This window comes from Acinetobacter shaoyimingii, assembly GCF_011578045.1.
In the GTDB taxonomy this organism is placed as follows: Bacteria; Pseudomonadota; Gammaproteobacteria; order Pseudomonadales; family Moraxellaceae; genus Acinetobacter; species Acinetobacter shaoyimingii.
Map to the genome: position 1 here is coordinate 2105057 of NZ_CP049801.1, position 25287 is coordinate 2130343.

28 protein-coding genes and 1 pseudogene are annotated in these 25287 nt (G+C 39.4%); 7 read left to right on the top strand and 22 right to left on the bottom strand.

Annotated elements, in window-relative coordinates; all coding sequences use genetic code 11:
• Nucleotides 1-88 precede the first annotated feature (88 nt).
• Nucleotides 89-1180 carry a redox-regulated ATPase YchF gene (ychF, locus tag G8E00_RS09415; protein WP_166009533.1) on the top strand — a complete coding sequence of 364 codons (1092 nt, stop codon included), beginning with the start codon at nucleotides 89-91 and terminating at the stop codon, nucleotides 1178-1180.
• Nucleotides 1181-1237: 57 nt separating this feature from the next.
• Here ychF and G8E00_RS09420 read toward each other — a convergent pair whose 3' ends face one another.
• Nucleotides 1238-1843, bottom strand: a complete 606-nt coding sequence (locus G8E00_RS09420; RefSeq protein ID WP_166224017.1) for a hypothetical protein — start codon at nucleotides 1841-1843, stop codon at nucleotides 1238-1240.
• A gap of 224 nt (nucleotides 1844-2067) precedes the next feature.
• Here G8E00_RS09420 and G8E00_RS09425 point away from each other — a divergent pair, with 224 nt between their 5' ends.
• Nucleotides 2068-2679 carry a superoxide dismutase gene (locus G8E00_RS09425; protein WP_166009529.1) on the top strand — a complete coding sequence of 204 codons (612 nt, stop codon included), beginning with the start codon at nucleotides 2068-2070 and terminating at the stop codon, nucleotides 2677-2679.
• Nucleotides 2680-2763: 84 nt separating this feature from the next.
• Here the strand turns inward: G8E00_RS09425 and G8E00_RS09430 are convergent, their stop codons facing one another.
• Nucleotides 2764-3243, bottom strand: a complete 480-nt coding sequence (locus tag G8E00_RS09430) for a hypothetical protein (protein WP_166224020.1) — start codon at nucleotides 3241-3243, stop codon at nucleotides 2764-2766.
• Between the two features lie 191 nt (nucleotides 3244-3434).
• Between G8E00_RS09430 and G8E00_RS09435 the strand changes: the two genes are divergently transcribed.
• The 5 genes from G8E00_RS09435 (at nucleotide 3435) to dapC (ending at nucleotide 9745) form a co-directional block, all read left to right on the top strand.
• The gene (locus tag G8E00_RS09435) at nucleotides 3435-4121 is read left to right on the top strand and encodes an AzlC family ABC transporter permease (RefSeq protein ID WP_171522921.1); all 687 of its coding nucleotides are present in this window, start codon (nucleotides 3435-3437) and stop codon (nucleotides 4119-4121) included.
• Nucleotides 4121-4462 carry an L-valine transporter subunit YgaH gene (gene ygaH / locus G8E00_RS09440; protein WP_166224026.1) on the top strand — a complete coding sequence of 114 codons (342 nt, stop codon included), beginning with the start codon at nucleotides 4121-4123 and terminating at the stop codon, nucleotides 4460-4462. Before G8E00_RS09435 ends, ygaH begins: the two co-directional genes overlap by 1 nt.
• 144 nt (nucleotides 4463-4606) lie before the next feature.
• Nucleotides 4607-5827, top strand: coding sequence for a formate-dependent phosphoribosylglycinamide formyltransferase (gene purT, locus G8E00_RS09445; RefSeq protein ID WP_171522897.1), 1221 nt, complete (start codon nucleotides 4607-4609; stop codon nucleotides 5825-5827).
• Between the two features lie 36 nt (nucleotides 5828-5863).
• Nucleotides 5864-8530, top strand: coding sequence for a [protein-PII] uridylyltransferase (glnD, locus tag G8E00_RS09450; RefSeq protein ID WP_166224032.1), 2667 nt, complete (start codon nucleotides 5864-5866; stop codon nucleotides 8528-8530).
• A gap of 39 nt (nucleotides 8531-8569) precedes the next feature.
• On the top strand, nucleotides 8570-9745 hold the full coding sequence (gene dapC, locus G8E00_RS09455) for a succinyldiaminopimelate transaminase (protein WP_166224035.1): 1176 nt from the start codon (nucleotides 8570-8572) through the stop codon (nucleotides 9743-9745).
• 70 nt (nucleotides 9746-9815) lie between these two features.
• On the opposite strand, the gene pyrF is transcribed toward dapC, so the two are convergent.
• The 20 genes and pseudogenes from pyrF to lpxK all read right to left on the bottom strand — a co-directional run bounded on the left by pyrF (nucleotide 9816) and on the right by lpxK (nucleotide 25282).
• Nucleotides 9816-10511: an orotidine-5'-phosphate decarboxylase gene (gene pyrF / locus G8E00_RS09460; RefSeq protein ID WP_166009515.1), complete on the bottom strand. Its 696-nt coding sequence runs from the start codon at nucleotides 10509-10511 to the stop codon at nucleotides 9816-9818.
• A 169-nt stretch (nucleotides 10512-10680) separates the two neighbouring features.
• Nucleotides 10681-11043: a LapA family protein gene (locus G8E00_RS09465; protein WP_166009513.1), complete on the bottom strand. Its 363-nt coding sequence runs from the start codon at nucleotides 11041-11043 to the stop codon at nucleotides 10681-10683.
• Between the two features lie 18 nt (nucleotides 11044-11061).
• Entirely contained in the window at nucleotides 11062-11367 is a 306-nt protein-coding gene (locus tag G8E00_RS09470) for an integration host factor subunit beta (protein WP_166009511.1), read from the bottom strand.
• 160 nt (nucleotides 11368-11527) lie between these two features.
• Entirely contained in the window at nucleotides 11528-13204 is a 1677-nt protein-coding gene (rpsA, locus tag G8E00_RS09475; RefSeq protein ID WP_166009509.1) for a 30S ribosomal protein S1, read from the bottom strand.
• 105 nt (nucleotides 13205-13309) lie between these two features.
• Complete coding sequence (gene cmk / locus G8E00_RS09480) at nucleotides 13310-13999, bottom strand: (d)CMP kinase (protein WP_166224038.1); 690 nt, start codon at nucleotides 13997-13999, stop codon at nucleotides 13310-13312.
• 11 nt (nucleotides 14000-14010) lie between these two features.
• Nucleotides 14011-14445 (bottom strand): SRPBCC family protein, encoded by a 435-nt coding sequence (locus tag G8E00_RS09485; protein WP_166224041.1) that lies wholly within the window; start codon nucleotides 14443-14445, stop codon nucleotides 14011-14013.
• A gap of 86 nt (nucleotides 14446-14531) precedes the next feature.
• A complete protein-coding gene (tadA, locus tag G8E00_RS09490; protein WP_166224043.1) occupies nucleotides 14532-15059 on the bottom strand; it encodes a tRNA adenosine(34) deaminase TadA in 528 nt (175 codons plus the stop codon).
• A 6-nt stretch (nucleotides 15060-15065) separates the two neighbouring features.
• On the bottom strand, nucleotides 15066-16187 hold the full coding sequence (locus G8E00_RS09495) for an enoyl-CoA hydratase/isomerase family protein (RefSeq protein ID WP_166009501.1): 1122 nt from the start codon (nucleotides 16185-16187) through the stop codon (nucleotides 15066-15068).
• Entirely contained in the window at nucleotides 16184-16897 is a 714-nt protein-coding gene (gene ung / locus G8E00_RS09500; RefSeq protein WP_166224046.1) for a uracil-DNA glycosylase, read from the bottom strand. The genes G8E00_RS09495 and ung overlap by 4 nt, the downstream gene beginning before the upstream one ends.
• 36 nt (nucleotides 16898-16933) lie before the next feature.
• Complete coding sequence (locus tag G8E00_RS09505; protein ID WP_166224050.1) at nucleotides 16934-17530, bottom strand: 6-pyruvoyl trahydropterin synthase family protein; 597 nt, start codon at nucleotides 17528-17530, stop codon at nucleotides 16934-16936.
• A gap of 161 nt (nucleotides 17531-17691) precedes the next feature.
• Nucleotides 17692-18651 (bottom strand): type II secretion system minor pseudopilin GspK, encoded by a 960-nt coding sequence (gene gspK, locus G8E00_RS09510; protein WP_166009495.1) that lies wholly within the window; start codon nucleotides 18649-18651, stop codon nucleotides 17692-17694.
• 69 nt (nucleotides 18652-18720) lie between these two features.
• Nucleotides 18721-19404, bottom strand: a complete 684-nt coding sequence (gene gspJ, locus G8E00_RS09515; RefSeq protein WP_166224053.1) for a type II secretion system minor pseudopilin GspJ — start codon at nucleotides 19402-19404, stop codon at nucleotides 18721-18723.
• A gap of 2 nt (nucleotides 19405-19406) precedes the next feature.
• Nucleotides 19407-19775, bottom strand: a pseudogene (gspI, locus tag G8E00_RS09520) (type II secretion system minor pseudopilin GspI); the annotation flags it as partial.
• A 292-nt stretch (nucleotides 19776-20067) separates the two neighbouring features.
• The gene (locus G8E00_RS09525) at nucleotides 20068-20649 is read right to left on the bottom strand and encodes a type II secretion system protein (protein ID WP_166224056.1); all 582 of its coding nucleotides are present in this window, start codon (nucleotides 20647-20649) and stop codon (nucleotides 20068-20070) included.
• A 10-nt stretch (nucleotides 20650-20659) separates the two neighbouring features.
• Complete coding sequence (locus G8E00_RS09530) at nucleotides 20660-21271, bottom strand: TetR/AcrR family transcriptional regulator (RefSeq protein ID WP_166009486.1); 612 nt, start codon at nucleotides 21269-21271, stop codon at nucleotides 20660-20662.
• Nucleotides 21272-21315: 44 nt separating this feature from the next.
• A complete protein-coding gene (locus tag G8E00_RS09535; RefSeq protein WP_166009484.1) occupies nucleotides 21316-22092 on the bottom strand; it encodes a TatD family hydrolase in 777 nt (258 codons plus the stop codon).
• 33 nt (nucleotides 22093-22125) lie between these two features.
• On the bottom strand, nucleotides 22126-22467 hold the full coding sequence (locus G8E00_RS09540) for a PilZ domain-containing protein (protein WP_166009482.1): 342 nt from the start codon (nucleotides 22465-22467) through the stop codon (nucleotides 22126-22128).
• Between the two features lie 27 nt (nucleotides 22468-22494).
• Nucleotides 22495-23475 (bottom strand): DNA polymerase III subunit delta' C-terminal domain-containing protein, encoded by a 981-nt coding sequence (locus tag G8E00_RS09545; protein WP_166009480.1) that lies wholly within the window; start codon nucleotides 23473-23475, stop codon nucleotides 22495-22497.
• A gap of 15 nt (nucleotides 23476-23490) precedes the next feature.
• Complete coding sequence (gene kdsB, locus G8E00_RS09550; protein WP_166224060.1) at nucleotides 23491-24255, bottom strand: 3-deoxy-manno-octulosonate cytidylyltransferase; 765 nt, start codon at nucleotides 24253-24255, stop codon at nucleotides 23491-23493.
• Nucleotides 24256-24271: 16 nt separating this feature from the next.
• Nucleotides 24272-25282 carry a tetraacyldisaccharide 4'-kinase gene (gene lpxK / locus G8E00_RS09555; RefSeq protein WP_166224063.1) on the bottom strand — a complete coding sequence of 337 codons (1011 nt, stop codon included), beginning with the start codon at nucleotides 25280-25282 and terminating at the stop codon, nucleotides 24272-24274.
• Between the last annotated feature and the right edge of the window lie 5 nt (nucleotides 25283-25287).

A 25287-nucleotide genomic window follows, 5' to 3' on the forward strand; every position in this document is an offset into this window, starting at 1 on the left:
GAAAACTTAAACGCTTAGACCTGACTTTGTCATGGCTTTCATGTAAAATCATCAACAATTTTTATATAACACTTTGTGAGTTTTTTTCATGGGTTTTAATTGCGGTATTGTCGGCTTGCCGAACGTTGGTAAATCTACACTTTTCAATGCATTGACTAAGGCTGCTATTGCTGCAGAAAACTTCCCATTCTGTACCATCGAACCAAATACAGGTATCGTTCCTGTACCTGACTTACGTATGGACAAATTAGCAGAAATCGTTAAACCACAGCGTGTTGTGCCAACTGCAATGGAATTTGTTGATATCGCAGGTTTAGTCGCTGGTGCATCTAAAGGTGAAGGTTTAGGTAACCAATTCCTTGCCAACATTCGTGAAACGGATGCGATTGCACACGTGGTTCGTTGTTTTGAAGATGAAAACGTGATTCATGTAAATGGTAAAATTGATCCATTAGATGACATTGCAACTATTAACACTGAACTTGCACTTGCTGACTTAGAAGCGGTTGAAAAAGCAATTACGCGTTTAGCAAAATCTGCTAAAAGTGGCGATAAAGAAGCGATTGCGGTTAAAGCGATTTTGGAAAAAATTCAACCATTATTAAATGAAGGTAAGCCTGCCCGTGCAGCTGACCTTGATGATGATGAACGTAAATTGGTACGTGGTTATGGTCTGATGACTTTAAAACCAACCATGTACATTGCCAACGTTGCTGAAGACGGCTTTGAAAATAACCCGCATTTAGATGCTGTTAAAAAATTAGCTTCTGAAGAAAATGCGATTGTTGTTCCCCTTTGCAACCAAATTGAAGCTGAAATTTCATTACTTGATGACGAAGACCGTGCTGAATTTTTAGAAGCAATGGGCATGGAAGAACCAGGTCTAAACGTGGTGATTCGTGCAGGTTACTCACTTTTAGGTTTACAAACTTACTTCACTGCAGGTGTACAAGAAGTTCGTGCTTGGACAGTGAAAGTTGGAGCAACTGCGCCTCAAGCGGCTGGTGTGATTCACACCGACTTCGAAAAAGGTTTTATTCGTGCTGAATGTATTGCTTATGATGATTTCGTTCAATACAACGGCGAAGCGGGTGCGAAAGAAGCAGGCAAATGGCGTTTAGAAGGTAAAACTTATGTCGTTCAAGACGGGGACGTTTTACACTTCCGTTTTAATGTTTAATTTGCATTAATCAGCTAAAAAAAGCCTCACATTGTTGAGGCTTTTTTATGATTTCGATCATAGCCATTTCAGTAACCAACGATAGATTTTTTGAAAAATGGATAAATCATTTTGCGGTGAGTTTAACTTTGGAAAAGCAGCCTCTAATGCTTTGCAGGTTGGATATCGATTTTGCAGTTGTTTTAGATAATCGCTTTGATCGCCATTTAAAAAGCCATCTAAAATACCGATATGATTTGTAGTACTTAATTTACATTGATTTTCTTTTCGATCCCAAGCTAAAAACGATCCCAATGTTTTACCAATGAATAACTGATCATCCTTACAGTTTAATTGGGCTAATGCAGAAAGTGTATACAATTCAGGTTTCCGTCCATCAACTGCATAAGCTAAGCCTATGACTAAATCATTCGGATTCAATTCTTGAGGTTCGAATTCACTGTACATAATTTCTGGATGACCCATCGCGAACCATTGATAAAACGACCGAAAAATAAATTTCTGCTCAGTAAAATCTATATCAAATTTTACTGGATCTGCCATTTTGTTCTCAATAGATAGATAACGTGCAATGAAAACATCATTTTGACTATGTGGCATACATGCTGAAGCGTACTGAGTATCAATAAATAAAAATATCGGCATAAAAACCATATATTTCATCATTAGCCCCATTTTCTTTACTTTCAAACGCTTTCCTTTCAAATTATTAAAACAACATTTCATATAAATTCTATTTATATCACCTGAATATATAGCATTTGTATCAATAAATGAACTTATAAATTAAAACAATAATGATAATAATTATCATTATATTTACATTAATTCTATCTTATCTTAAACTCATCTCTACTTAATGTGAAAAGTTTAAAAAGGATTTAAAAATGGCGTATACCCTTCCTCCCTTACCTTATGCTTATGATGCGCTTGAACCACATGTAGATACCAAAACAATGGAAATTCACCATAGCAAACATCATCAAACCTATATCAACAATATTAATGGTGCAATTGCAGGTACAGAATGGGAAAAATCATCTGTAGAAGAATTGGTTCGCAAAGTCAATGAAGTCCCTACCGATATCAAAAATAATGTGATCAATAATGGCGGTGGACATGCCAACCACTCCCTTTTCTGGACAGTTATGAGCCCACAAGGCGGTGGCAACCCAATTGGACAAATTTCATTGGCCATCGAACAAGAATTAGGTGGTTTTGAAAAATTTAAAGAAGTATTTACCAAAGCTGCCATTAGTCGTTTTGGGAGTGGTTGGGCTTGGTTGAGCGTAACGCCTGATAAAAAAATCGTGGTTGAAAGTTCTGCAAACCAAGACTCACCATTGATGCATGGCAATACACCTATTCTTGGATTAGATGTTTGGGAACATGCCTATTATTTAAAATATCAAAACCGTCGTCCTGAATATATCAATGCATTTTATAACGTGATCAATTGGGAAGAAGTCAATCGTCGCTATTTAGAAGCCATCAAATAAGTAGTGTCTCAAACGTTTAATTCATAAAATTTAAAACAAAAAAAAAGCGAGATTTATGATCTCGCTTTTTGAATCAAACTGATTTTAAAAAAGATCCGTATAGGCCTCGGTATTTCCTAACGCTGGATTATCTATTGCATCCTTACACTGCGTTTTATCACGTTCATACGTTGCTTTACGCTGCTCAAGTTGACCTTCATTTTCAACGATCGCACGTGCCCATGAATCAATACTGGTCAAGGCTTTACGACACAATGCATATTTTCCTTCAGTCACAGAGTCAGTCATTTTCACATTGATACGCCAATCTAAATTGAGTTTGCGTACAGGCTCACGTACATCTTTATTGATCTGAGCAACTTGGTTTTGGTACAAAATTGGATCGATCTGATTGATCAAATCCCATGCTTTTTTCGCATATACCGTGGCATCATTGGTTATTTTTGGTGCAGTCTTAATTTCTACCTTTTTCTCAGGTTCATTTGATGATTGACCACAACCTTGCAACACGCTCGAAGCAAGCAATACACACAAGAGTCCAGAACCAGATTTTAAAGTAAACATACTTCAGCCCAAATAAACAATTCGGCACTATGCTAGTAAATTCGGCTACAATACTCAATCTAGATTTTACCTTTTGTTTTATTCTTTACTTTTGTTTCATTTTTTGAATTAGGTGTTTCGTGTCTGAGCACAGTTTTTCCACGGTAAAACCTGCTGGTTTTTGGCAAGGTGCTAAAGACAGTCAAGCCATCATGTTTACTTATCTTCCTGTTTCATTTGCATTCGGTGTATCTGCATCGCAATTTGGTTTCAGTGCATGGGAAGCTTTGTTTCTGTCTTGCTCAATGTATGCTGGAGCGAGTCAATTTCTAGTGGTTGCATTACTCGGTAGTGGCACATCTATTTGGATGACGGCTTTAACTGTAATTGCGCTTGATATTCGACATTTGCTGTATGGCCCTGCTCTACAAAATTTAATCAACGATCGTTTAAATCTAAAAAAAACGGCTATTTGGGCTTGGGGACTGACAGACGAAGTTTTTGCAGCAGGTATGATTAAATTATCGCAACGTCGTCAAGAATGGTCTGAATCTTGGATGCTGGGTGTCAGCTTGTTCAGTTGGCTGTCTTGGGCTTTTGGATCGTTTTTAGGCGGCTTATTTGCCGATAAAGTCAGTCATATGCCACAGTTTCTTCAAGCGGCACTTGATTTCCTACTCCCTGCACTGTTCTTGAGTTTCTTATTGGCTGCTTTTGAGAAAAAACATAGTTTTGTCGTTATCGTCAGTTTAGTGGTTGCTGCAATCGCATGTTACACGATCAATTTATCCGCAGCGATCTTTATTGGTATTGCTTCTGGTATTTTGGCAGGTTTATTTAAACATTATGTGCTTAAGCAAGATGACCATGACTTAGAACAACGTACGGGAGAATTTTAATGAACTTAGACATTATTCTCGTTGGCATTATTGTCGGTATCGCCAATTTTGCTTCGCGTTTTGGACCATTTTGGGTCATTCAAAGACACCATGACAATGCTCAAAAACGTGGTTCAGTCTGGATTAAAATTGCACTAGGTTCAATTGGAATTGCTGCAATCAGCTCAATGCTCGTGGTCGCAACACTTCCACCATTAATGGAAACACCAAATAAAAGCTTTGCTATGTTGGTCGGTTTTGTGGTTTTGGCGGGTATTTATTTTAAATATCAGCGTATTGTATTAGCGACACTGACCGCAGCCTTTGTGTATGGGATGGTGTATACCTATTTTGATATCTAATTTAACTTTAGTTATTCATAGATAAAGAAATTTAAGAATTTCTTTATCTAAAATAGTGTTAGACAATATCATTATTTTATGTGAATCAAAGCTTAACTCGTGTGCCAGTTCTGCTATGCTAAAAGCCCATAACTTCAAGCATGGATGAAACGCATGAGCATCACAATTGGCACTCCACTTCAAACTTCAGCCTTTAAAGTCTTATTATTGGGTTCTGGTGAACTTGGAAAAGAAGTGGTGATCTCGCTACAACGTTTAGGTGTGGAAGTACACGCCGCAGACCGTTACGACCATGCGCCTGCCATGCAAGTTGCCCATTATTCTTATACTTTAAATATGGCTGAACCAGTCGAACTCAAAAAATTAATCGAAAATATTAAACCCAATTTAATTGTTCCTGAAATTGAAGCGATTGCTACACAAGTCTTAGTCGAAATAGAAGAACAAAACATTGCCACAGTCATTCCTTCAGCAAAAGCAGTGAACTTGACGATGAACCGTCAAGGCATTCGTAAACTAGCAGCTGAAGAATTGGGGCTTCCTACATCGGCATATCGTTTCGCTGACACATTAGAATCATTCCGTGCAGCGTGTGATGACATTGGCTATCCGAATTTTGTCAAACCTGTAATGTCATCTTCGGGTAAAGGTCAATCTCGTGTTAAAGAATTTTCCGAAGTCGATGCGGCTTGGGAATATGCACAAACAGGTGGTCGGGTCAATCAAGGTACGGTGATTGTCGAATCGCAAATTGATTTTGACTTTGAAATCACTTTACTCACTGTTCGTGCAAAAAATCCAACAACAGGCGAAATTGAAACACATTTCTGCGACCCCATTGGGCACCGTCAAGACTCTGGCGACTACGTGGAAAGCTGGCAACCTCAGGCAATGACACCTGCTGCATTAGAAGAAGCGCAACGCATTGCACATAAAGTGACCGTTGCATTAGGTGGATGTGGTATTTTTGGTGTAGAACTCTTTGTTAAAGCTGATAAAGTGTGGTTTAGTGAAGTATCACCTCGCCCACATGATACAGGGCTTGTGACTTTAGCTTCTCAGTTCCAAAGTGAGTTTGAACTGCATGCTCGTGCGATATTAGGCTTACAAGTCAATACACAACGACACAGTGTAGCTGCCAGTGCAGTGATTTATGCAGGTGTAGATGATACTAATCTATCATTCTCTGGCTTAGAACTTGCTTTGGAAAACCCAAATACCGATTTACGACTATTTGGCAAACCTGAAGGTTTTGTTCGACGTCGTATGGGCGTTGCAACTGCACGTGCCGAAACAACAGATCAAGCGCGTGAGTGGGCATTTGAAGCAGCATCCAAAGTGCGTGTTCAACAAAACAATAGATAGTTAATTTTTAATTTTTTATGGACGGATAATACATTCATGATCAACACGTCTCCACTGTTAAACTACGTTTCAAGTAATCATGACATCAAAGCGATTAATCAATGGCGAACGGATGTTGAAAATCAATTACAAGAACAGTTTGAACAGGGACAACCGATTCGTGAAATTATCCGTGCTCGAGCAAATTTAATTGATGAAGCCTTAGTGTTTCTATGGAACCATGCAGGTTTAGATCAGACGCAATTGGGTTTGTTTGCAGTTGGTGGTTATGGGCGTCGTGAAATGATGCCCTATTCTGATGTGGACATTATGGTCTTATCAGAAGATGAGCTTACCCCCGATCAAGAAACCAAAGTCACCCATTTTATTTCCTCTCTTTGGGATGTGGGAAATTTTAAACCGGGTGTCAGTGTACGCACCATTCAGTCCTGTTTTGAACAAGCAAGCAGTGATTTAACCGTAGCAACTACCCTTATTGAAGCACGCTTAATTGCAGGTTATGAACATTTAGCCAAATGGCCACGTCGTGTTGTGTCACAAACATGGACCGATAAGACCTTTTTTGATGCAAAAATGGATGAGCAAGCTCGTCGTTATGCTCAACACAACAATACAGAAAGCAACTTAGAACCTGATATTAAAAATGCCCCTGGCGGTATCCGTGACATTAACCAAATTGGTTGGATTGCAAAGCGTCATTTTAGAGTCAATCGTATTTATGACTTGGTTCATTTGGGCTTTATATCCGAATTTGAATTGGCTGTTTTAGAAGAGGCTGAAAATTTCCTTTGGGAGATTCGCCATTATCTACATCGTATAACCAAGCGTGATGAAAATCGTCTGTTATTCGATTATCAACGTGAAGTCGCGGCGAAGTTTGGCTATCAAAAGGTCGAAGGCGAACATATCAATTATCCAATTGAACAGTTCATGAAGCGTTATTACCGTGCAGCACAACAAGTATCTACACTGAATGAAATGCTTTTGGCTTATTTCAATGAATCGGTGATTACCCCTCGACTACCAGATTACGAACGTAAAATTGAAGAAATTAATGAAAATTTCAAATTGGTCGATGGCAAGCTGGCTGTTCAACATCATAAAATTTTCGCTGAAAGACCAAGTGCGATTTTAGAAATTTTTTACTTACTCGCCAACCGTCCTGAAATTGAAGGTATACGTGCCCGAACATTACGATTATTGACTCTCGCAGCAAAACGCATCGACCAAAACTTTAGAGACAATCCAACACATCAAGCCTTATTTATGGCCATCATTCGTTCACCACACCGTTTGTACGAAACCATGGTGGCAATGAAACGTTATGGTGTACTGGGCAAATATATTCCTGCCTTTGGTCAGATTATGGGGCTCATGCAATATGATCTATTCCATATCTATACGGTCGATGCACATACATTACTTTTGGTCAGAAATTTAAATCGATTTAAAGAACCTGAATTTGCCAAAGACTATCCTGTTGTCAGTTCTGTATTCCAACGTCTTGCGCGTCGTGACATTGTCTTTTTAGCCGCAATATTCCATGACATTGCCAAAGGTCGAGGTGGCGATCATAGTGAATTGGGTGCAATCGATGCGATCGAATTTGGTCGTGCTCACGGTTTTACTGACCGTGATTGCAATTTGGTCGCATGGCTCATTCAAAACCATTTACTTATGTCGATGACCGCACAGAAAAAAGATATTTCTGACCCTGATGTGGTGAAAGAGTTCGCAGAAAAACTCGGTGATATGGAGCATTTAGATTATCTGTACTGCTTAACCGTTGCAGATATCAATGCCACCAATCCTAAATTGTGGAACACATGGCGCGCATCTTTAATGCGTCAACTCTATACCCATGCGCGTGATGTCATCCGTAGTGGTTTAGGTCGTCCTGTTGAATATCAAATGCTGATTGAAGACACTAAATTTGCTGCCAGTGAAATTTTAGTCAATGACTTCCCGCTTGATGCTGTGGAAAAAGTATGGCAAGAATTAGGGGATGAATATTTCTTAAAAGAATCTGCCGATGAAGTGGCTTGGCATACACGTGCGATTTTAGAGCATGGTGATAATCCTGAACCATTGGTGTTGATGCGTGCACATCGAAAAGCTGCTCAAGATGCCGTACAGATTTTTATTTATACTCAAGATAAACCCAATCTGTTTGCCACAACTGTTGCTGTACTCGACCGTATGAACTTAGATGTTCAAGATGCTCGTATTATCACAGCAACAAAATCATTTAGCTTAGATACCTATGTGGTCCTTGACCGTTTTGGCACTTTGCTAACAGATCGAGATCGCGAAGAAACGGTCAAAGAAGCTTTGGTTACCGCGCTCTGTCAATCAGACAAATATCCTGGACTGATGCAGCGCCGCATTCCACGTCAATTGCGCCATTTTGACATTGAAAATACGGTGGATATTACGTTAAATGAGGCATTGCAACAAAATATGGTTGAAATCTCAACGCTCGACCAACCTGGTCTGCTGGCTAAAATCGGTGGATTATTTATGATGCAAGGTTTAGACATCCATTCAGCGCGCATTGCCACTTTAGGTGAACGTGCTGAAGATATTTTCTTTGTCACCAAAAAAGATGCTACACCTATGAATGATGCTGAAGCTCAAGCTTTTGCAACACAATTAACTGCAGCATTAGATGAGGCTTCAAATCTTGTTTCGAGTCATCATTAATTTTTTTAAGATTGGTTTTTATCACACGGTAATTGTTTCATGAATTCTAGTTTGTCTTTATTACATCCTTATCCTTTCGAAAAATTGAATCAATTGTTTAAGGATGTCAAACCCGCAGATTTACCTTTGATTCCTTTATCTATTGGGGAACCAAAGCACCCTGCACCTGAGTTTGTGAAACAAGCGATTATTGACAATTTCAACCATCTTTCTACTTATCCAAACAGTAAAGGCTTGCCTGAACTTCGTGAAAGTATTGCAACATGGTTAACACGTCGTTTTAAACTCAACACAATCAGTGCTGAAGATCATATTCTTCCTGTCACAGGAACACGTGAAGGGATATTCTCTTTCGTTCAAGCTTTGATTAACCGTGAAGAAGCACCTTATGTTGTGATGCCGAATCCGTTTTATCAAATCTATGAAGGTGCAACCTTACTTGCTGGTGCAAAGCCTTATTTCATTAATTGCACAGAAGAAAATGATTACCTAGGTGATTTTGATGCTGTGCCAGCTGAAGTATGGAAAAAAACTGCATTACTTTTTGTTTGTACACCTGGAAACCCAACCGGTGCTGTTCTTTCAAAAGATCAATTTAAAAAATTAATTGCGCTCTCAGATCAATACAACTTTGTTATTGCTTCTGATGAATGCTATTCAGAGCTTTGGTTCGATGAAGCGCCAGTCGGCTTACTTGAAGTCTGCGCAGAACTCGGACGAGATGATTATAAAAATTGTATCGTTTTCCATTCATTATCAAAACGTTCAAACCTACCCGGTATGCGTTCAGGTTTTGTGGCTGGTGATGCAAATCTACTCAAACCGTATTTAAAATTCCGTACTTATCATGGTGCTGCAATGCCTGTTCAGCATCAGTTGGCTTCGATTGCGGCTTGGAATGATGAAGCTCATGTAGAAGAAAACCGTAAGCAATACCGCGCAAAATTTGAATTATTCCAGCAAGAACTCGGTGATCTACTTCCATTAAAAAAACCAGATGCTGGTTTTTATTACTGGTTAAAAGTCGATAATGATGAAAATTTCGCAAAAATGTTGATGGAACAAGCACACATTAAAGTGCTTCCTGGGCGTTATTTATCACGTGAAACTGAGCAAGGCAATCCTGGTGAAAACCATGTTCGCTTAGCCTTGGTCGCTGATTTAGCACAATGCGAAGAAGTGGTAAGTCGCTTAAAAAGCGTATTAACCAAATAATTGATGTATAAACAAAAATCCACGCTTATGCGTGGATTTTTTATGCTGAGATAAAAAGATTGCTATACATTTAAAGCGTAGCCAGAATATCTTTAAGCGTTTGATTCATATTTTGTGATTGCGTGATTGGTCGACCAATCACCAAATGTGTTGAACCATCCAGCATTGCTTGTTTTGGTGTCACAATACGTTTTTGATCATCTGCATTCGAGCCTTCAGGACGAATCCCTGGTGTCACCAATGCAAAGTCTTGACCCAATGTTTCACGTAGCATTTTTGCTTCTTGCGCAGAACAAACCACACCATCTAAACCTGAATCTTGAGTGAGTGTTGCTAAACGCTTAACATGCTCAAAAGGCTCAATATCTAAACCAATATCTTTTAAGTCTTCACGACCCATTGAGGTAAGTACCGTCACCGCAATCAATTGTGTATTGTAGTTTCCTGCTTTTAAACGCTCTACACAGGTTTCCATCATTTTACGACCACCAGAAGCATGGACGTTCACCATCCATATGCCTAAGTCAGCCGCCGCACACACCGCTTGTGCAGTTGTATTTGGAATATCATGGAATTTTAAATCTAGAAATACATCAAAACCTTGATTTTGTAAAGATTTTACAACAGTTGGCCCTTCATGCGTAAAAAGCTCTTTACCAACTTTAACCCGACATAATGATGGATCTAATTGTTCTGCAATTTTTAATGCATCGATTTGGCTTTTTGCATCTAAGGCAACAATGATACTCAAGAGTCTATCTTCCATCACGTTAAGTTGCGTAATTATAAAGATGTTTCATCTTGGCTGCAAAACTATCATCTCAGATTGTTAAACTTTTAGTTAAAAAATGCTCAAGATGTCAACATCAAAACAAGAACATAAAAAAACGCCTCACTGTGTGGCAATGAGGCGTTTGAGTCAGTTTATGACATGATCACAATGGTGTGGATCTATCTTGTGATTGCACATCTAAAACCGTTTTTTCATGTCTTGCACTTGCAGCAGCTTCTGCAGCAGCAAATTGTGCAGATTGAATCTGCTCTTTACGGAGGTGTTCAATATCCTTGCGCAAACGATTGATTTCCCACCTTGTTTGGAAAACTCTAAACAACTGGACACCAATCAGCAATCCTAGAACAATACCAATCACTAAGGTCAGCAATAATAACAAACCTAAGCGCATAGCTGGGACTTGTGTAAACCATAAGTCTACTGGTAATTCAGTACCGTTAATGAGTACCAAAGCCAGAGAATATACAAATACTGCTACTAGAAGCAGCCCTAAGATAAAGCGCATACGCACCCCGCATTTATTTTATTTATTAATCGTTTCGTTCACCGCATCACGCAATGCTTTACCTGGTTTAAAATGTGGTACTGCTTTAGCTGCAACTTCAACAGATTTACCTGTTTTTGGGTTACGACCAATACGTGGTTCACGGTGGTGTAAAGCAAAACTGCCAAACCCACGAATTTCAATTCTGTCATCTGACGATAACGATGCAATCATTTGATCGATCATTATTTTAACAGCTTCTTCGACTAATGGTTCAGCCAAATGTGGATTTTTGATAGAAATACGTTCTATTAAGTCAGACTTATTAAGTGCTTCAATAGTCATCTGCGACCTCTTTAATTATCAAGCTACTTGAGTAGATTGCTTGATAATAACCTGTTTAAATACAAAACGGTAGCGCAATAAGTTACTACTACGCTACCGTTTACAGTATTTGTGTAAAAAGTATTGATTAAATTACATTAACAATACAATAAACACAGACTTAGTGGTTCATTTGAGCTTTGATCAAATCACCAATAGTCTTAGGACCATTTTCTTGGCCAGCTGCTACAGTTTTCAAGTTAGCAACAGCTTCTTTCTCTTCAGCTTCGTCTTTCGCTTTGATCGACAAGTTGATTGCGCGCGATTTACGATCAACGTTGATGATCTTCGCTTCAACTTCTTGACCAACTTCTAAGAATTTAGTTGCATCTTCAACGCGGTCGCGGTTGATTTCAGATGCTTTCAAAGAAGCTTCAACTTCGTCAGCTAACTTAATTGTTGCGCCTTTAGCGTCAACAGCAGTTACAGTACCTTTAACCAATGCACCACGTTCGTTGTTCGCAAGGAAATCATTGAACGGATCGTTGTTCATTTGTTTGATACCAAGGCTGATACGGTTGCCTTCAGCGTCAACAGAAAGGATAACAGCTTCTACAGTGTCACCTTTTTTGTAACGACGAATTGCTTCTTCGCCTTGTTCGTTCCAAGAAATATCAGACAAGTGAACTAGACCGTCGATACCGCCTGGTAAACCGATGAAGATACCGAAGTCAGTGATAGATTTGATCGTACCAGAAACTTTTTCGCCTTTGTCGTGATCTTTAGCAAACTCTTCCCATGGGTTAGCACGAGTTTGTTTGATACCAAGAGAAATACGACGACGCTCTTCATCAACTTCAAGAACCATAACATCAACTTCGTCACCGATCTGAACAACTTTAGATGGGTGGATGTTTTTGTTTGTGTGATCCATTTCTGAAACGTGTACTAAACCTTCAACGCCTTCAGCGATTTCTGCGAAACAGCCGTAGTCTGTTAAGTTAGTTACGCGAGCTTTAACGATAGAACCTTTAGGGTAACGGTTCATGATCGCTAACCATGGATCTTCGCCTAATTGTTTAAGGCCTAAAGATACGCGGTTACGTTCTTTGTCAAATTTAAGTACTTTAACAGTAACTTCTTGACCAACTTCAACCACTTCTGATGGGTGCTTGATACGTTTCCAAGCCATGTCAGTAATGTGTAGAAGACCGTCAATACCACCAAGGTCAACGAATGCGCCGTAGTCAGTAAGGTTTTTGATTGTACCAGTAACTGTTTGGCCTTCTTCCAATTGAGAAAGAAGCGCTTCACGGTCAGCTGAAGATTCAGCTTCCATAACAGCACGACGAGATACAACAACGTTGTTACGTTTAGCATCAAGTTTGATAACTTTGAATTCTAACTCTTTACCTTCAAGGTGAGTTGTGTCACGGATAGGACGAGTGTCTACCAAAGAACCTGGTAAGAACGCACGAACTGGACCGATGTCAACAGTGAAACCGCCTTTAACCTTACCAGAGATAACACCAGTAACGATTTCGCCGTCTTCAAAGATTTTTTCAAGTTTAGTCCAAGTTTCAGCACGTTTCGCTTTTTCACGTGATAAAACAGTTTGGCCCATACCGTTGTCAAGCGCTTCAACAACAACATCTACTGTGTCGCCAACGTTTACTTCAAGCTCACGTTGTTCGTTTAAGAATTCAGAGCGAGCTACTACACCTTCAGATTTAAGGCCAGTATCTACAGTTACCCAGTCAGAATCGATGCTAACAACGATACCTTGGATGACTGCACCCTTTTCAACGTTTAGATTTAATTCGCTTGCTTCAAAGAGGGCTGCAAAAGATTCGGTCATGATTTACCTAGAAAAGTCAGCGGTCTTGGATCAGACAAGGCCGGTTTAATTAAGTATCCACATAGTCCATATAAACTGATCAAGCTATGCTTCCACTAGTATTTGTTATTTAACCAACTGTGAATCGATATAATCCGTCATCAATTTGAATACTTCATCGATGTTCAACGCTGAACTATCAATGATGTAAGCATCTTGTGCAGGCTTAAGCGGAGCCACTGTTCTTTCCATATCACGCTTGTCACGTGCCTGGATGTTAGTCAAAATGTCGCTTATTTTAACATCTAGCCCCATGCCCTGCAACTGCTTTACACGTCGTTCGGCTCTAGATTCAGCTGAAGCAGTCAAATAAATCTTCGCTTGTGCCTCTGGAAAGATTGAAGTTGCCATATCTCGACCATCTGCAACCAAGCCCGGAGCTTGTGCAAAAGCACGCTGACGATCAAAAAGCGCAGACCTAAGTGCAGGAATTGCAGCAACTTTTGAAGCAAATTCGCCTACACGTTCGGTGCGGATTGTTTCAGTCACATCTGCACCATCTAAATAAATACGAGTGCCTTCTGCCCCAGATACAAATTTAATGTCCAAATTTGTTGCAATATTTGTACTTTGCTCTAGCTCTGTAGGTTGATCTAAAACTTCAATCAACTCACGTTGATGTAATGACAATCCAAGTAAGCGATAAATTGCACCTGAATCAAGTAAATGGAATTGATAATGTTGTGCCAGCTTAGCCGCAAGCGTACCTTTACCTGAACCACTTGGTCCATCAATCGTAATAATCTGAATGGTCATTGTCTATCCAATTAAGCCAAAGTCTTTGCCAATTTCTTGAAGCCAAGTGTAATCGCAAGTTTAAGCTGTGCAAGTATTAATTGACTCACAAAGGGTGCTCTTGCTTGCAATTCAATCGTATAACTCACCAAAGTTTTATTTGCAGCAATCGATTTAAATTCAATAATCCCTAAATGATGCTTAATCAAAGGATTTTTAATAATTTTATATTCAATACGCTCGTTCACTTCAAGCAAGGTTATTTGCTCTTTTAACGGTTTAACAGGTCCAATCCCCATTTTACGTACTGAACCCACACCATCTGGACGCTCAGGATCTGCAGAATCTTTGATTCGAACCACTTGAACAGGCGCAAACACATCATTATATGTCGCATGTTTAGACAAAGCTTCAAACACCGTTTCTAATGGCGCATTAAACTCTTGATTGACCTGAATAGATTTCATGTTCTTTCCTTGATTTATAAATATGAGTATAAATGAGTGAGTAAATTGTAGAATCGAGAATATTATTTGAGCATTTTACATAATCTTCAATTCTTTGAAGATTCATTTTCTATTTTTTGTTGTAAACGCAATTGTCTTTTTTCTTCACGGCGTTTTTTAAAGAAATTTGAGAGTTGCTGTGAACACTGTTCCTGTAAACATCCAGATACAAATTCAAAGACATGGTTATAATAACCATTATTGCTTAAGAGCTGTCGAGCACTGATCAAAGATCCAGCTTTAGGCTCAGTTGTGGCAAAGACCACGCGACGAATACGAGCATGTACTAATGCACCGACACACATGGTACAGGGTTCCAAGGTGACATATAGGGTGGCATCTTCAGGTAACCGATAGTTGTTAATGCTTTGACATGCTTGACGTATTGCAACAATTTCTGCATGAGCAGTAGGATCGTGACCAGTAATTGGTTGATTGAAACCCTGACCAATCACTTGCCCCCCACTCACGATGACGGCACCTACAGGAATTTCATCCTTATCAGCAGCCAATGCAGCCTGCGCATATGCAAGCTGCATCCATTTTTCATCGTCTGTATTAAAACTTTCAGTCATTAGGAATTAAATAACACCATAATGTTTGAGCAATTCATTCCAACTTTCATTATTAGTGACTGGTGGATTTTGACCCAAAATCCCCTTCAGTGACATTGACTCAACTGCTTGCCATTCAGGTGATAGGTCTTTATCAACCAAACGTGCTCGAACACCTTCCACAAAATCTGGATGACGAATTTTCCAATCTGAAATCTGCTTTTCTAAATCAAATACTTCTTGCCAAGGGTGAACTTGACGTCCCCATTGCCACAACAACCAAGTAATTGCAGCAGTACTTGGAGAACCTTTGACTAAATTTTCACTCGCTTGGCGCAACCAGTCACTTCGCGCATCGCTTAAACCAACAATTGCATCATAGTCGGTTTCAAAGTTGGCGCCACGGCAAACACTATGAATTGTATCCAATGAATTCTGTAAAGGCCCTGGAGATACAGGACGATGTAAACTATTTAGAGTGTCATCCAATGCTCTAAAATCGCCTGCTGGGTAATGATCCCAATCAATATTGATCATCTTCTGCAACACGATATCACGCTGTGCATCACAAATGTGAGTTGCCCAACCAATACCATATGCGCCTGCAGCAGTCATAATTGAACCCGTTAATCCTGTAAATAAACCAACAGGTCCACGGTCAGCAAGGAATCGACTTGCGCCCACATCAGGATATAGCCCAATATTTACTTCTGGCATCGCTAAACGAGAATATGGCGTAACTAAACGAAATGGTGCAGCCATAAATAGCCCCAAACCACCACCCATGACATAACCTTCGCCCCAAACAACGACAGGTTTAGCATAATCATGTAGCAATAAATCTAATGCATATTCTTGTTCAAAGAATTTATTCGCTGAATCCGCTTCGTTATTAATCACCAACTGGCGCAATTTACGTACATCACCGCCTGCACAGAACGCTTTTGGTGTGGTTGAATCTAGCCAAATTGCACGCACTGACTCATCAGTGTGGAAATCTTCAAAGACTTGAAGTAAAGCCGTTACAATGGACTCATCAAGAGCATGTAAAGATTTCGGTCGGTTTAAGCGAATGACGCGCCAACCATTGGCTGCTTCTTCGATAATAAGATCGGGGTGATATTGGTTCATCTCGGGAGAAATTGTCATGCGTCCAGCTGCCAGTTTATTGGCTCAATGCCATTTTGTTTAAGATAATTATTTGTTTTAGAAAACGCCTTACAACCAAAGAATCCACCTCGGTTTGCTGCTAAAGGAGATGGATGTGCTGCTTTGAGAACCAAATGCTTATTTTGGTCGATGCGTTGTCCTTTTCGTTGTGCGTATGCACCCCAAAGTATAAATACGATGTGTTCACGTTGCTCATTGAGTACATCAATGACTGCGTCGGTAAAATCTTCCCAGCCACGCTTTTGATGGGATGTAGGTTGACCTGCTTCGACTGTCAGTACACTGTTCAGCAACAACACACCTTCTTGAGCCCACTGTGTTAAGTCACCGTGCTTCGAAGCGGGTATACCCAGATCCGAATTTAACTCATGAAAGATATTACGCAAAGATGGAGGCAATGCAAGCCCCTTTTGCACAGAAAAGCTTAAGCCATGTGCCTGATCTGGACCATGATACGGATCTTGTCCCAAAATCACAGCTTTAACTTGGCTTAAAGGCGTCGTGTTCAGCGCATTAAAAATAAGAGAACTTGGCGGATAAATCACTTTGTCCGCTTGAATTTCTGTTTTTAAAAAATCGCGTAAATCATCCATGCGTTTGCTTAAGAGGAATTCAGATAAGCTATATTTCCAGCCATCTTCCAAACGAACTTGATTGAGTTTCAGCATCTCTTGTTCAGTCAATTGCATTTTGCATTCATCCTAAATATGTGCATCCACGCTTACTTAAATTTTAACTTGTAAATCTACTTCAGGATTTTGAAACCGAATGCCTTGCTGTAAATGGTTATACATTTGAGGATCATTCCATTCAGATTGAATTTGCTCTGAAAAAATAATTTGATCCAAACGCAATAAACCCATTTGTTCGTTATCAATATCTTCTAAAAAGCTTTGTGCGTAACCTGTATCCGTTTCATGCACAATCACTGAATAGACTTCAACATCACCTTCACCATTTTGTGTGATGGTCGAATTCAATACTTGTTGAGCCAAGTAAAAGAAAATACGTGAAAACTGTTCGGCTGAAGGCGAAACAGGGAGTGAAACCCAGCGTGCACTAAATGTTTTGCAGGCTTGGATATACTCTGCACTGTCATTTTGCCAGAAACAAATTGCATGATCGAAACTATCGTATAGGTCTTTGATCACACCTTTGAGCAAGCCAAAGTCGTATACCATTTGTCCATGATCTAGCTTTGATGCTTTAAGTAATAATTCAACTTTGTAGCTATGACCATGAATCGAACGCTTACAACGATCTGACGTGCAATTACGCACAATATGCGCATTTTCAAATTTAAATAATTTACGAATTAACATGTGCCAAAGCTATCAATAAATCGTTAAGAAATTTAATTATAGAGCAATTTTTTCAAAGTCTTCATTAATTTTATCGTTTTTGACAATAGGCAAAAGGTATTAAACAATATCATAACCTAAAAATTTTATTTACTGATTAAAAATCAACACTTTGATTTTATCTAATTAAATGAATTAAATGGCGCTAAACTTCTGGCATAGGTGTAAACATTTTTATCTTCACGCATAAGATAACTGCTAAATTGTCTTTGACGGTCGTGTAGTTTGACCAAAACTTGAATTTTAAACAAACTCGATTTCACATCTAACAATGTCTCAACCTTTGCCCTAGACTCTGTTGAGATTTGATCAAATGGTGCGACATTCCATAAATCGCTCACATTTGAAAAATATTCCATATTGGCCTGTCGTTGTTCAATCATATTTTGAATTTGATTTACATCCAATTTATCATCCAATGCTGCTAAAACCAAAGCAGGCGCCGTATTGATATTGATCTTCATGCCTTGTTTAGGTATGGCTGTGACATAGGGTGCGATTAGCTCATAGTTTTTCCCTTCAAAACCACGAACTTGTTTAAGCTCTTCTGCACTTAAAAAAGGTGCATTGGCTGCCATGTAGGATGATCTTAGGCCTTGATAATAATTACTTTCAGCTCCAGCCGCGCCAATGGTTAAATCATCTGGATCTTGCCAATCAATCACGGCCTCGCTTAAACCAGCAGGTAATCCCACACGTTTTAATAAACGCTCAAAATATGCCTGTGCTTCTGGTTCTGGCGTTCCATCTTCCTTTAAAAGACTATTTAAATTAAATTTTCCAGTTTCATCTTCTAATTTTCCTGCAACCACACCACCCTCTATGGGAAATGGCGGTAATGGTTTTGCCCAAGATTCTTGCAAATAATCTGCATTCGAATTTGATCGAGCATCTTCAGCCAAAAGCTCTGTATAAAATGCTTCGGCACTCTTTGCATAGAGTAAGCTCTGATTTTGACGCATCAAGTAGGCTGTATTTTCTGAGGTAAACTGCTGATGTTTTGCAATAGATGCGGCCAAAATCGTCGCTAAAGCGACCATCACCAATATGGTAATTAATGCAATTCCACGCTGCTGCCCCATCATGACATCCTTGTTCAGTTACTTTTGCATAGACTAAATTTTGCTTAGGCTATATTCATTATAAATCGATTAATTAGATTGTTTGGCTTGAGCTTTTAAGAATTGTGTATTTAACAAACTCATCATCCATTCATATTCAACATCTTGTACTGTGAGCTTTATTCTTAAGCCCCTTGGTAATACTCGTAAATTTTGCAGATTATTCACATCAGTATTTACATCTGGCCATTGAGTTAATGTGTCAGGATTGAGCACTGTAATCTCAAATTGATCTACATTAGACAATAATTCACTTGATACGGGTTGCTGTGTTTGACTGACGTTAATATTGGCATATTTTAAACGATAAAGTTTCTTTTGCTGTGTATCGTATCGGTATTCTATGCGCTCATAGGGTGACAAGCCTTGTTGCAAAGGATCAGACACACCTGACTTGGTAAAGGATAAAGTCTGATTATTCAGCACTAATGCAGGCTGTACCGTTCCTGCAATGTTTGCTGTTAATGGTACAATTTGCAAACTATCTCGTTGAAATTGCAAATATGCATCTTGTAATGCTGCCAAATGTTCTTCATGAACTGCATTACGGTCTCTCACCTTGAGTAAATAATCAAAAACCTTCCAACCCAAAGCAGATAACACGGCAAATATTGCGATTGAGACCAATAACTCAACCAAGGTAAAACCGAGCTCTTGAGTTTTGTGCTTATTTTTATTGTTTAGGGTTTTATTGCTATGTTTAAAATCATTCACAGTTAAGTTTCTTTTATTGGATGGTTATAAAACACCATATTGGTAATACCTGATTCCACTTTTCCCAATTCAGTATTATATAAACTAATCTGAATATCTATTTTTTGTACATTAGGACTCAGCGTCGCTTCAGATTTTTTATCAATTTGCCAAGTTTCACCTTGTGATGTCAATTGCTTAGATTGTGTCCCTTCTAACCATTCACCATTAATCTCCATCTGTGCCACTTCATTTTGTGCCACCATTTGCGCCTTGGTTCTGAGTATGGCATTGCCCGTCGATTGTGTATATTGCTGTGCAACTTTGGTTAAAGCCATAGCCGCAACCGCAAATATAGCCAATGCCACAACCACTTCAATCAATGTAAATCCTGAACGAGGATGAGCAAAACAACGTTTTGCCCGAGTGCAAGATGAGAAACTATGTTTCGAATCATTCAATCGAGCGCTGCTCGATCGTGTCGCAAGACCGAAAGCTGTGCTTGAGGTATGAGAATAACTAGAACAACGTTTTGCCCGAGTGCAAGATGAGAAACTATGTTTCGAATCATTCAATCGAGCACTGCTCGATCGTGTCGCAAGATCGAAAGCTATGCTTGAGGTACGAGAATAATCAGAACAACGTTTTGCCTGAGTAGACGATGAAAAAAGCGGAACTGAATCTTTACTTTTCATCAATGACTTTCCCCAAATAATCGATTTGAATTAAATCGCCTATGGGCTGTTGATCATAATAGATTTGAATACTGACAGGCTTAGCCTCACCATTGCCAAACCAAATCAATTTTGGCGCATTTGAACCCACTAAATCTGTATTTTGAGCATTTTCAAAACGATGATCCTGAGGCTCGATGCTAAAGCTCACATGCTCAGGTAAAGTCTTGTCTGCAAATTCCTCTAAATGAATCCATGTTTTTTGCACATCATTTTGTTTTTGATGGTTTAATAATCCAGATGCATTTCTCATTTGAGCAGGTTGATATTCCTCAACATGATAACCAAATGCAGTTACATCGGTTGCTGGCTCTGTTACTAATGCATAAATACGAGATTGATCATTGGCTTGGCGTGCGATTTGCTTTAAATCCATCATCAACAGTTCACGTGCCTGCATGGCTTTACGCTGATCAACACCGTCAATATTCATCATGACCAAAGCAGCAAGAAGACCAATAATCACAATCACCACCATAAGCTCAATTAGGGTAAACCCTGTTTGCTTATAGGCCAATGATTGCGATTTCATCTATACCGACCTAAGCCATTTCTTCAGCAACAACATGCTTAGGTAACATCAGCGCTTGCTCAATTAATGCGACTCTGAGCGTATCTCGCGAACCTAAATAGCGTTGATAGAAGCTCGAATTGAGTATTGCTCCACCACCATGGGTAATAGACCAAATCGAAGCTAAGTAGTCTCGTGTACTCATTTTGCTACCGATCGTCTCAAGATATTGATCCGTCATACGTATAATTAAACGCAGACGGCTTTTTCGAACTTGATACATTTCATTAAACAGATGATGAAGCCCTTGGCCTGTTGTAGAAAGACGTTCCTCAATTTGATGGAACAATACGGTACGTTCAGGATGATGCAGATGATGCAACATAAAAAAGGCTAAGTGTTCTGGAAATTCTTTTTCAGTATCACGTACCATTTCAAGCAACATGCGCTCATTTCGAATAATGAGCAGCATATACAATTCATCTTTACTCTGAAAATGTTTATAGAGTGTACCCTTTGCCAAATCAAGTTCTGCGGCAAGCGCATCAAGCGTCATGCCTGATTCACCATTTTCTAGAAGAAGTTGCTCAGCTACCTGAAATATTAATGCTTCTCTTGCTCTAAACTGAGCCTGACGATCCATCTTCACTCTATAAACTCTCTTCTTAATATTTTATCCATTAAAACTTAATGCTTCATTTTAAGGAGATTTTCAAAATTTTGCGTCGTAATGAAAGCAATCTCCTCAAGGCTTTTATGATATACATCACTTAAGGCTTTGGCTACATAGGGAACGTACTTTGGTTCATTAGACTTTCCTCTATAGGGCATTGGTGCCAAATATGGACTATCAGTCTCTATGAGTAAACGATCGAGTGGAACTTGCTTCGCAACATCACGCAAATCTTGGGCATTTTTGAAAGATACGATCCCTGAAAATGAAATGTAATAACCACAATCAAGTACCGCTTTAGCTGTATCCCAGTCCTCAGTAAAACAATGTAAAATACCGTGATCTGAGCCTTCAGCACGAATGATATCAATGGTGTCATGCTTAGAAGAGCGAGTATGAACCACCACAGGTTTCTTGACTATTTTTGATGCTTGAATATGTCGTGCGAAACATTGTTTCTGATCTTCCACAAATTCAGTACTGTGAAAATAATCCAATCCTGTTTCACCAATGGCCCAGACTTTATCGAAACGTGCTAGTTCGACTAATGTCTCAACCGTTGCACGATTCATCACAGATGGATCTTCGCATGGATGCACTCCAACACTGTAACCAACATCTGTGTGTCGTGCTGCAATTTCAGATAAAGCGATATGGTCATCTAAGTCGACAGAAATTCCCATCATCTTAGACACACCTGCATCGCGCGCTTGTTGAATTGCCATATCCAAATCTCCCCCATAAGGTTCAAGATTGAGCATGGTTAAGTGACAGTGAGTATCAACAAACACGGAATTACCTCATAGTTTCAAGCGTAGTAAAGCCTACATTGTAAAACTAGGATGGTTCAAAGACATACTCCCTGCAAGTAATTTTTCTGCTTCCATTTTGTAAAAGGCGCCTTTTTCACCAGTCAGCTGAATAGCAAAGCCTTGTGGTTTATCGACATTTTGCTTATATGAGATCCAAATCACTTTACCGGTCAGAGGAATTTTTTGTGATTGTTCTGGTAATGTTGCCAAAACAAAGATTTCTTGACCCATTTTGACTGCTAAATTGGATGGAATAAATAATCCACCCCCATTTACAAACGGCATATAACTCGATTGTAAAATTTTGCGATCTGAAATATTGACTTGGATAATTCCGCCAGTACGTGGATTCATGATTTCCCCTTAGTCATAAATCAAAGCTTAAACATTCATCAGTTGAATAAAAATCTGATCAATGATTAGATTGCTTTGCACATTTTGTTCAACTTGTTTTTTAAAAGCCTGCAATTCTTCGTTGATATTGAACAATACCTCTAAGCTATATTGCTCAACCAATGTCTCTAATTGTAGATCAATATTTTTAATCGGTTGATTCAGCTTGACACAAATTAAGTCACACAACAAGTATTCAAGCATATGAATAAAATCATTGAAACTTAATTCTTTGTTCCATTTTGTCGCATATAACATTGGCATATTTTTATTGATGACCAGCTTTTGCCAATCAACGATAAATTCTGCACGACGTTTGAGCCACTCACTTTCTGCCAACTCCACTGCTTGCAAAGGCATATCATTGGCTAAATTCATCAATAATGGAATGTGTGAAACCTGTTCAGCGGCTAAATGCTGTTTCAAATACACTTCCGCTTGCTCATCTGAAATACGATCCATGGCAAAATGCTGTAATCGACTGCGAATGGTTGCTGGCAATTTTAAGTAATGGTCTGCCAGCAAGATAATTAAAGTACGCTCGCCAGGTTCTTCTAATGTTTTTAATAAAGCATTAGATGACGCGATATTTAATGCTTCCGCTGGCTCGATCATAATCACGCGCCAACCTTCTACAGTCTGTTGCACAAAAGGCTGTAAATCGCGAATTTTTTCAATTTTAATTTTCGCGTTTTGCTTTTTATTGTCTTCATCCGTGGAGATGTAGACATAATTAGGATGGGTATCTGATTTGAGCCATAAACAACTACTACAGACACCACAAGCACCTTGTTTTTGTTTATTGAGACAAAGCACCCAAGTTAAAAAATGTTGAGCGAATGCTTGTTTACCACAACCTTTTTTGCCATAAAACAATAAGCCATGACCCAATTGGGGAAAGCGTTGCGTCAGGCTTTCCCACACAGATTGTTGCCAAGGATAAACATATGAAGATGGTATTTCGCTCATATCTATTGGGCTGTCCTAATCTTCAAACTTTGAAAGCGGTAGCGCATTGAGACGATCTAAATCTTCCTGCGTATCAACACCCGGCGGTAAGTTCACTTGTGCAATATCAATGGCAATGCGATGACCATTTTCCAATACACGTAATTGTTCCAAACTCTCAAGCTTTTCAAGCAAGCCCATATCCCAAGTTACATATTCTTGGAGGAGTTTCACGCGGTAGGCATATAAACCCAAATGTCGAAATGCTTGATCATGTAATTGAGGTTCGATTTGTTTTGCCCCATCACGGTCATATGGAATTGTTGCACGGCTAAAATAGAGCGCTTCATTTAATTTTGACTTGACCACTTTCACAATACTGTCACGATGGAATTCTTCAAGCACGCGAATAGGTTCACACAAGGTTGACATTGAACAATGTGGTTTTGCCACCAAAAGATCAGCAACTTGCTGTACTAAAGCTGCAGGCAATAGAGGCTCATCTCCTTGCACATTGACAATGATATCGTCCGCATCCCAACCTTTAATCTTGGCCACTTCGCTTAATCGATCTGTCCCTGATGGATGGTTTGGATTGGTCAATACTACATTGACCCCTTCAGCACGACATACTTCAGCAATTCGTTCATCATCTGTTGCCACACAGAGATCATCAAAACCTTGCACTTTTTTAGCCTGATCAACAACACGTAAGATCATTGGGCGACCATGAATGTTTAAAAGTGGTTTTCCAGGCAAACGAGAGCTTGAAAAGCGTGCTGGAATAACAATATGTTTCATTCATATCACCTTAAAATTAATCTTTGTGTAAACCGAGTTGTTTCAATTGCTGATTGAGCAAGGTATAACATTCATCAGATAAAATAGCCTCAACAGGCACCACCCAAATGTCTCGGTTAAATTCAGGATGTTGCTTGAGCAATGGCAAGAGTTTTACTGCATCTTTTTCAGTGGTGATGATCGGATTTGCATCTTCAAACTGAATATCATCAATTTCATAATCATAATGATCTGGAAATTCATGACATTGAAAACGCTGAACCGACAAACTCTTTAATGTTTCATAAAACCGTTGTGGAAAACCAATGCCAACGACTGCATAAAAATCTTGCTTTGCATCAAAGATTTCCTCTGCGTCAAAAGCAGGATTGAGCAAATAAGGTTTTCCAACTTGAAGATGCATATGCAAATTCGTTTGTGGATTTTGCGCATGCTCAATCACAGTACTACGCTCTAAACGTTGTACTGGTTCACGCAGATAGCCTTCAGGCAATAAGCGCTGATTGCCTAAACCCCGATTTTTATCCAGTACGATCCATTCAAGTTGCCGATTCAATGCCCAATGTTGTAGACCATCATCACTAATGATCAGATCCAGCTCGTATTGACTCAATAGAAGTTCAATACTGGCTTGACGACTTGGCCCAACAGCCATTGGCACACCTGTTGATTGAACGATTAGACAAGGTTCATCACCAACGGTATTGGGCACCGAGTCTAAAGTCACCATCGCAGGAAAAGGACCCTTTCCTCCATAACCACGACTGATCACACCCGCACGGATATTCTGTAGTTGCAAATATTTGACCAGCTGAATGAGCAGTGGAGTTTTACCACTTCCACCAACCGTAATATTGCCAATCACCATGACTGGAACAGGCGCTGTATACGTGTGTTTTAAACCAGATTTAAACAAGGACTTATTCAAGACAAATCCTGTTTTATACAACCACGACAATGGACGCAAAAGCACCAACCACTTTGCTTGCTTATTCCAAGCATCTTGAATGATTTGCGCAACTGACATGCAAA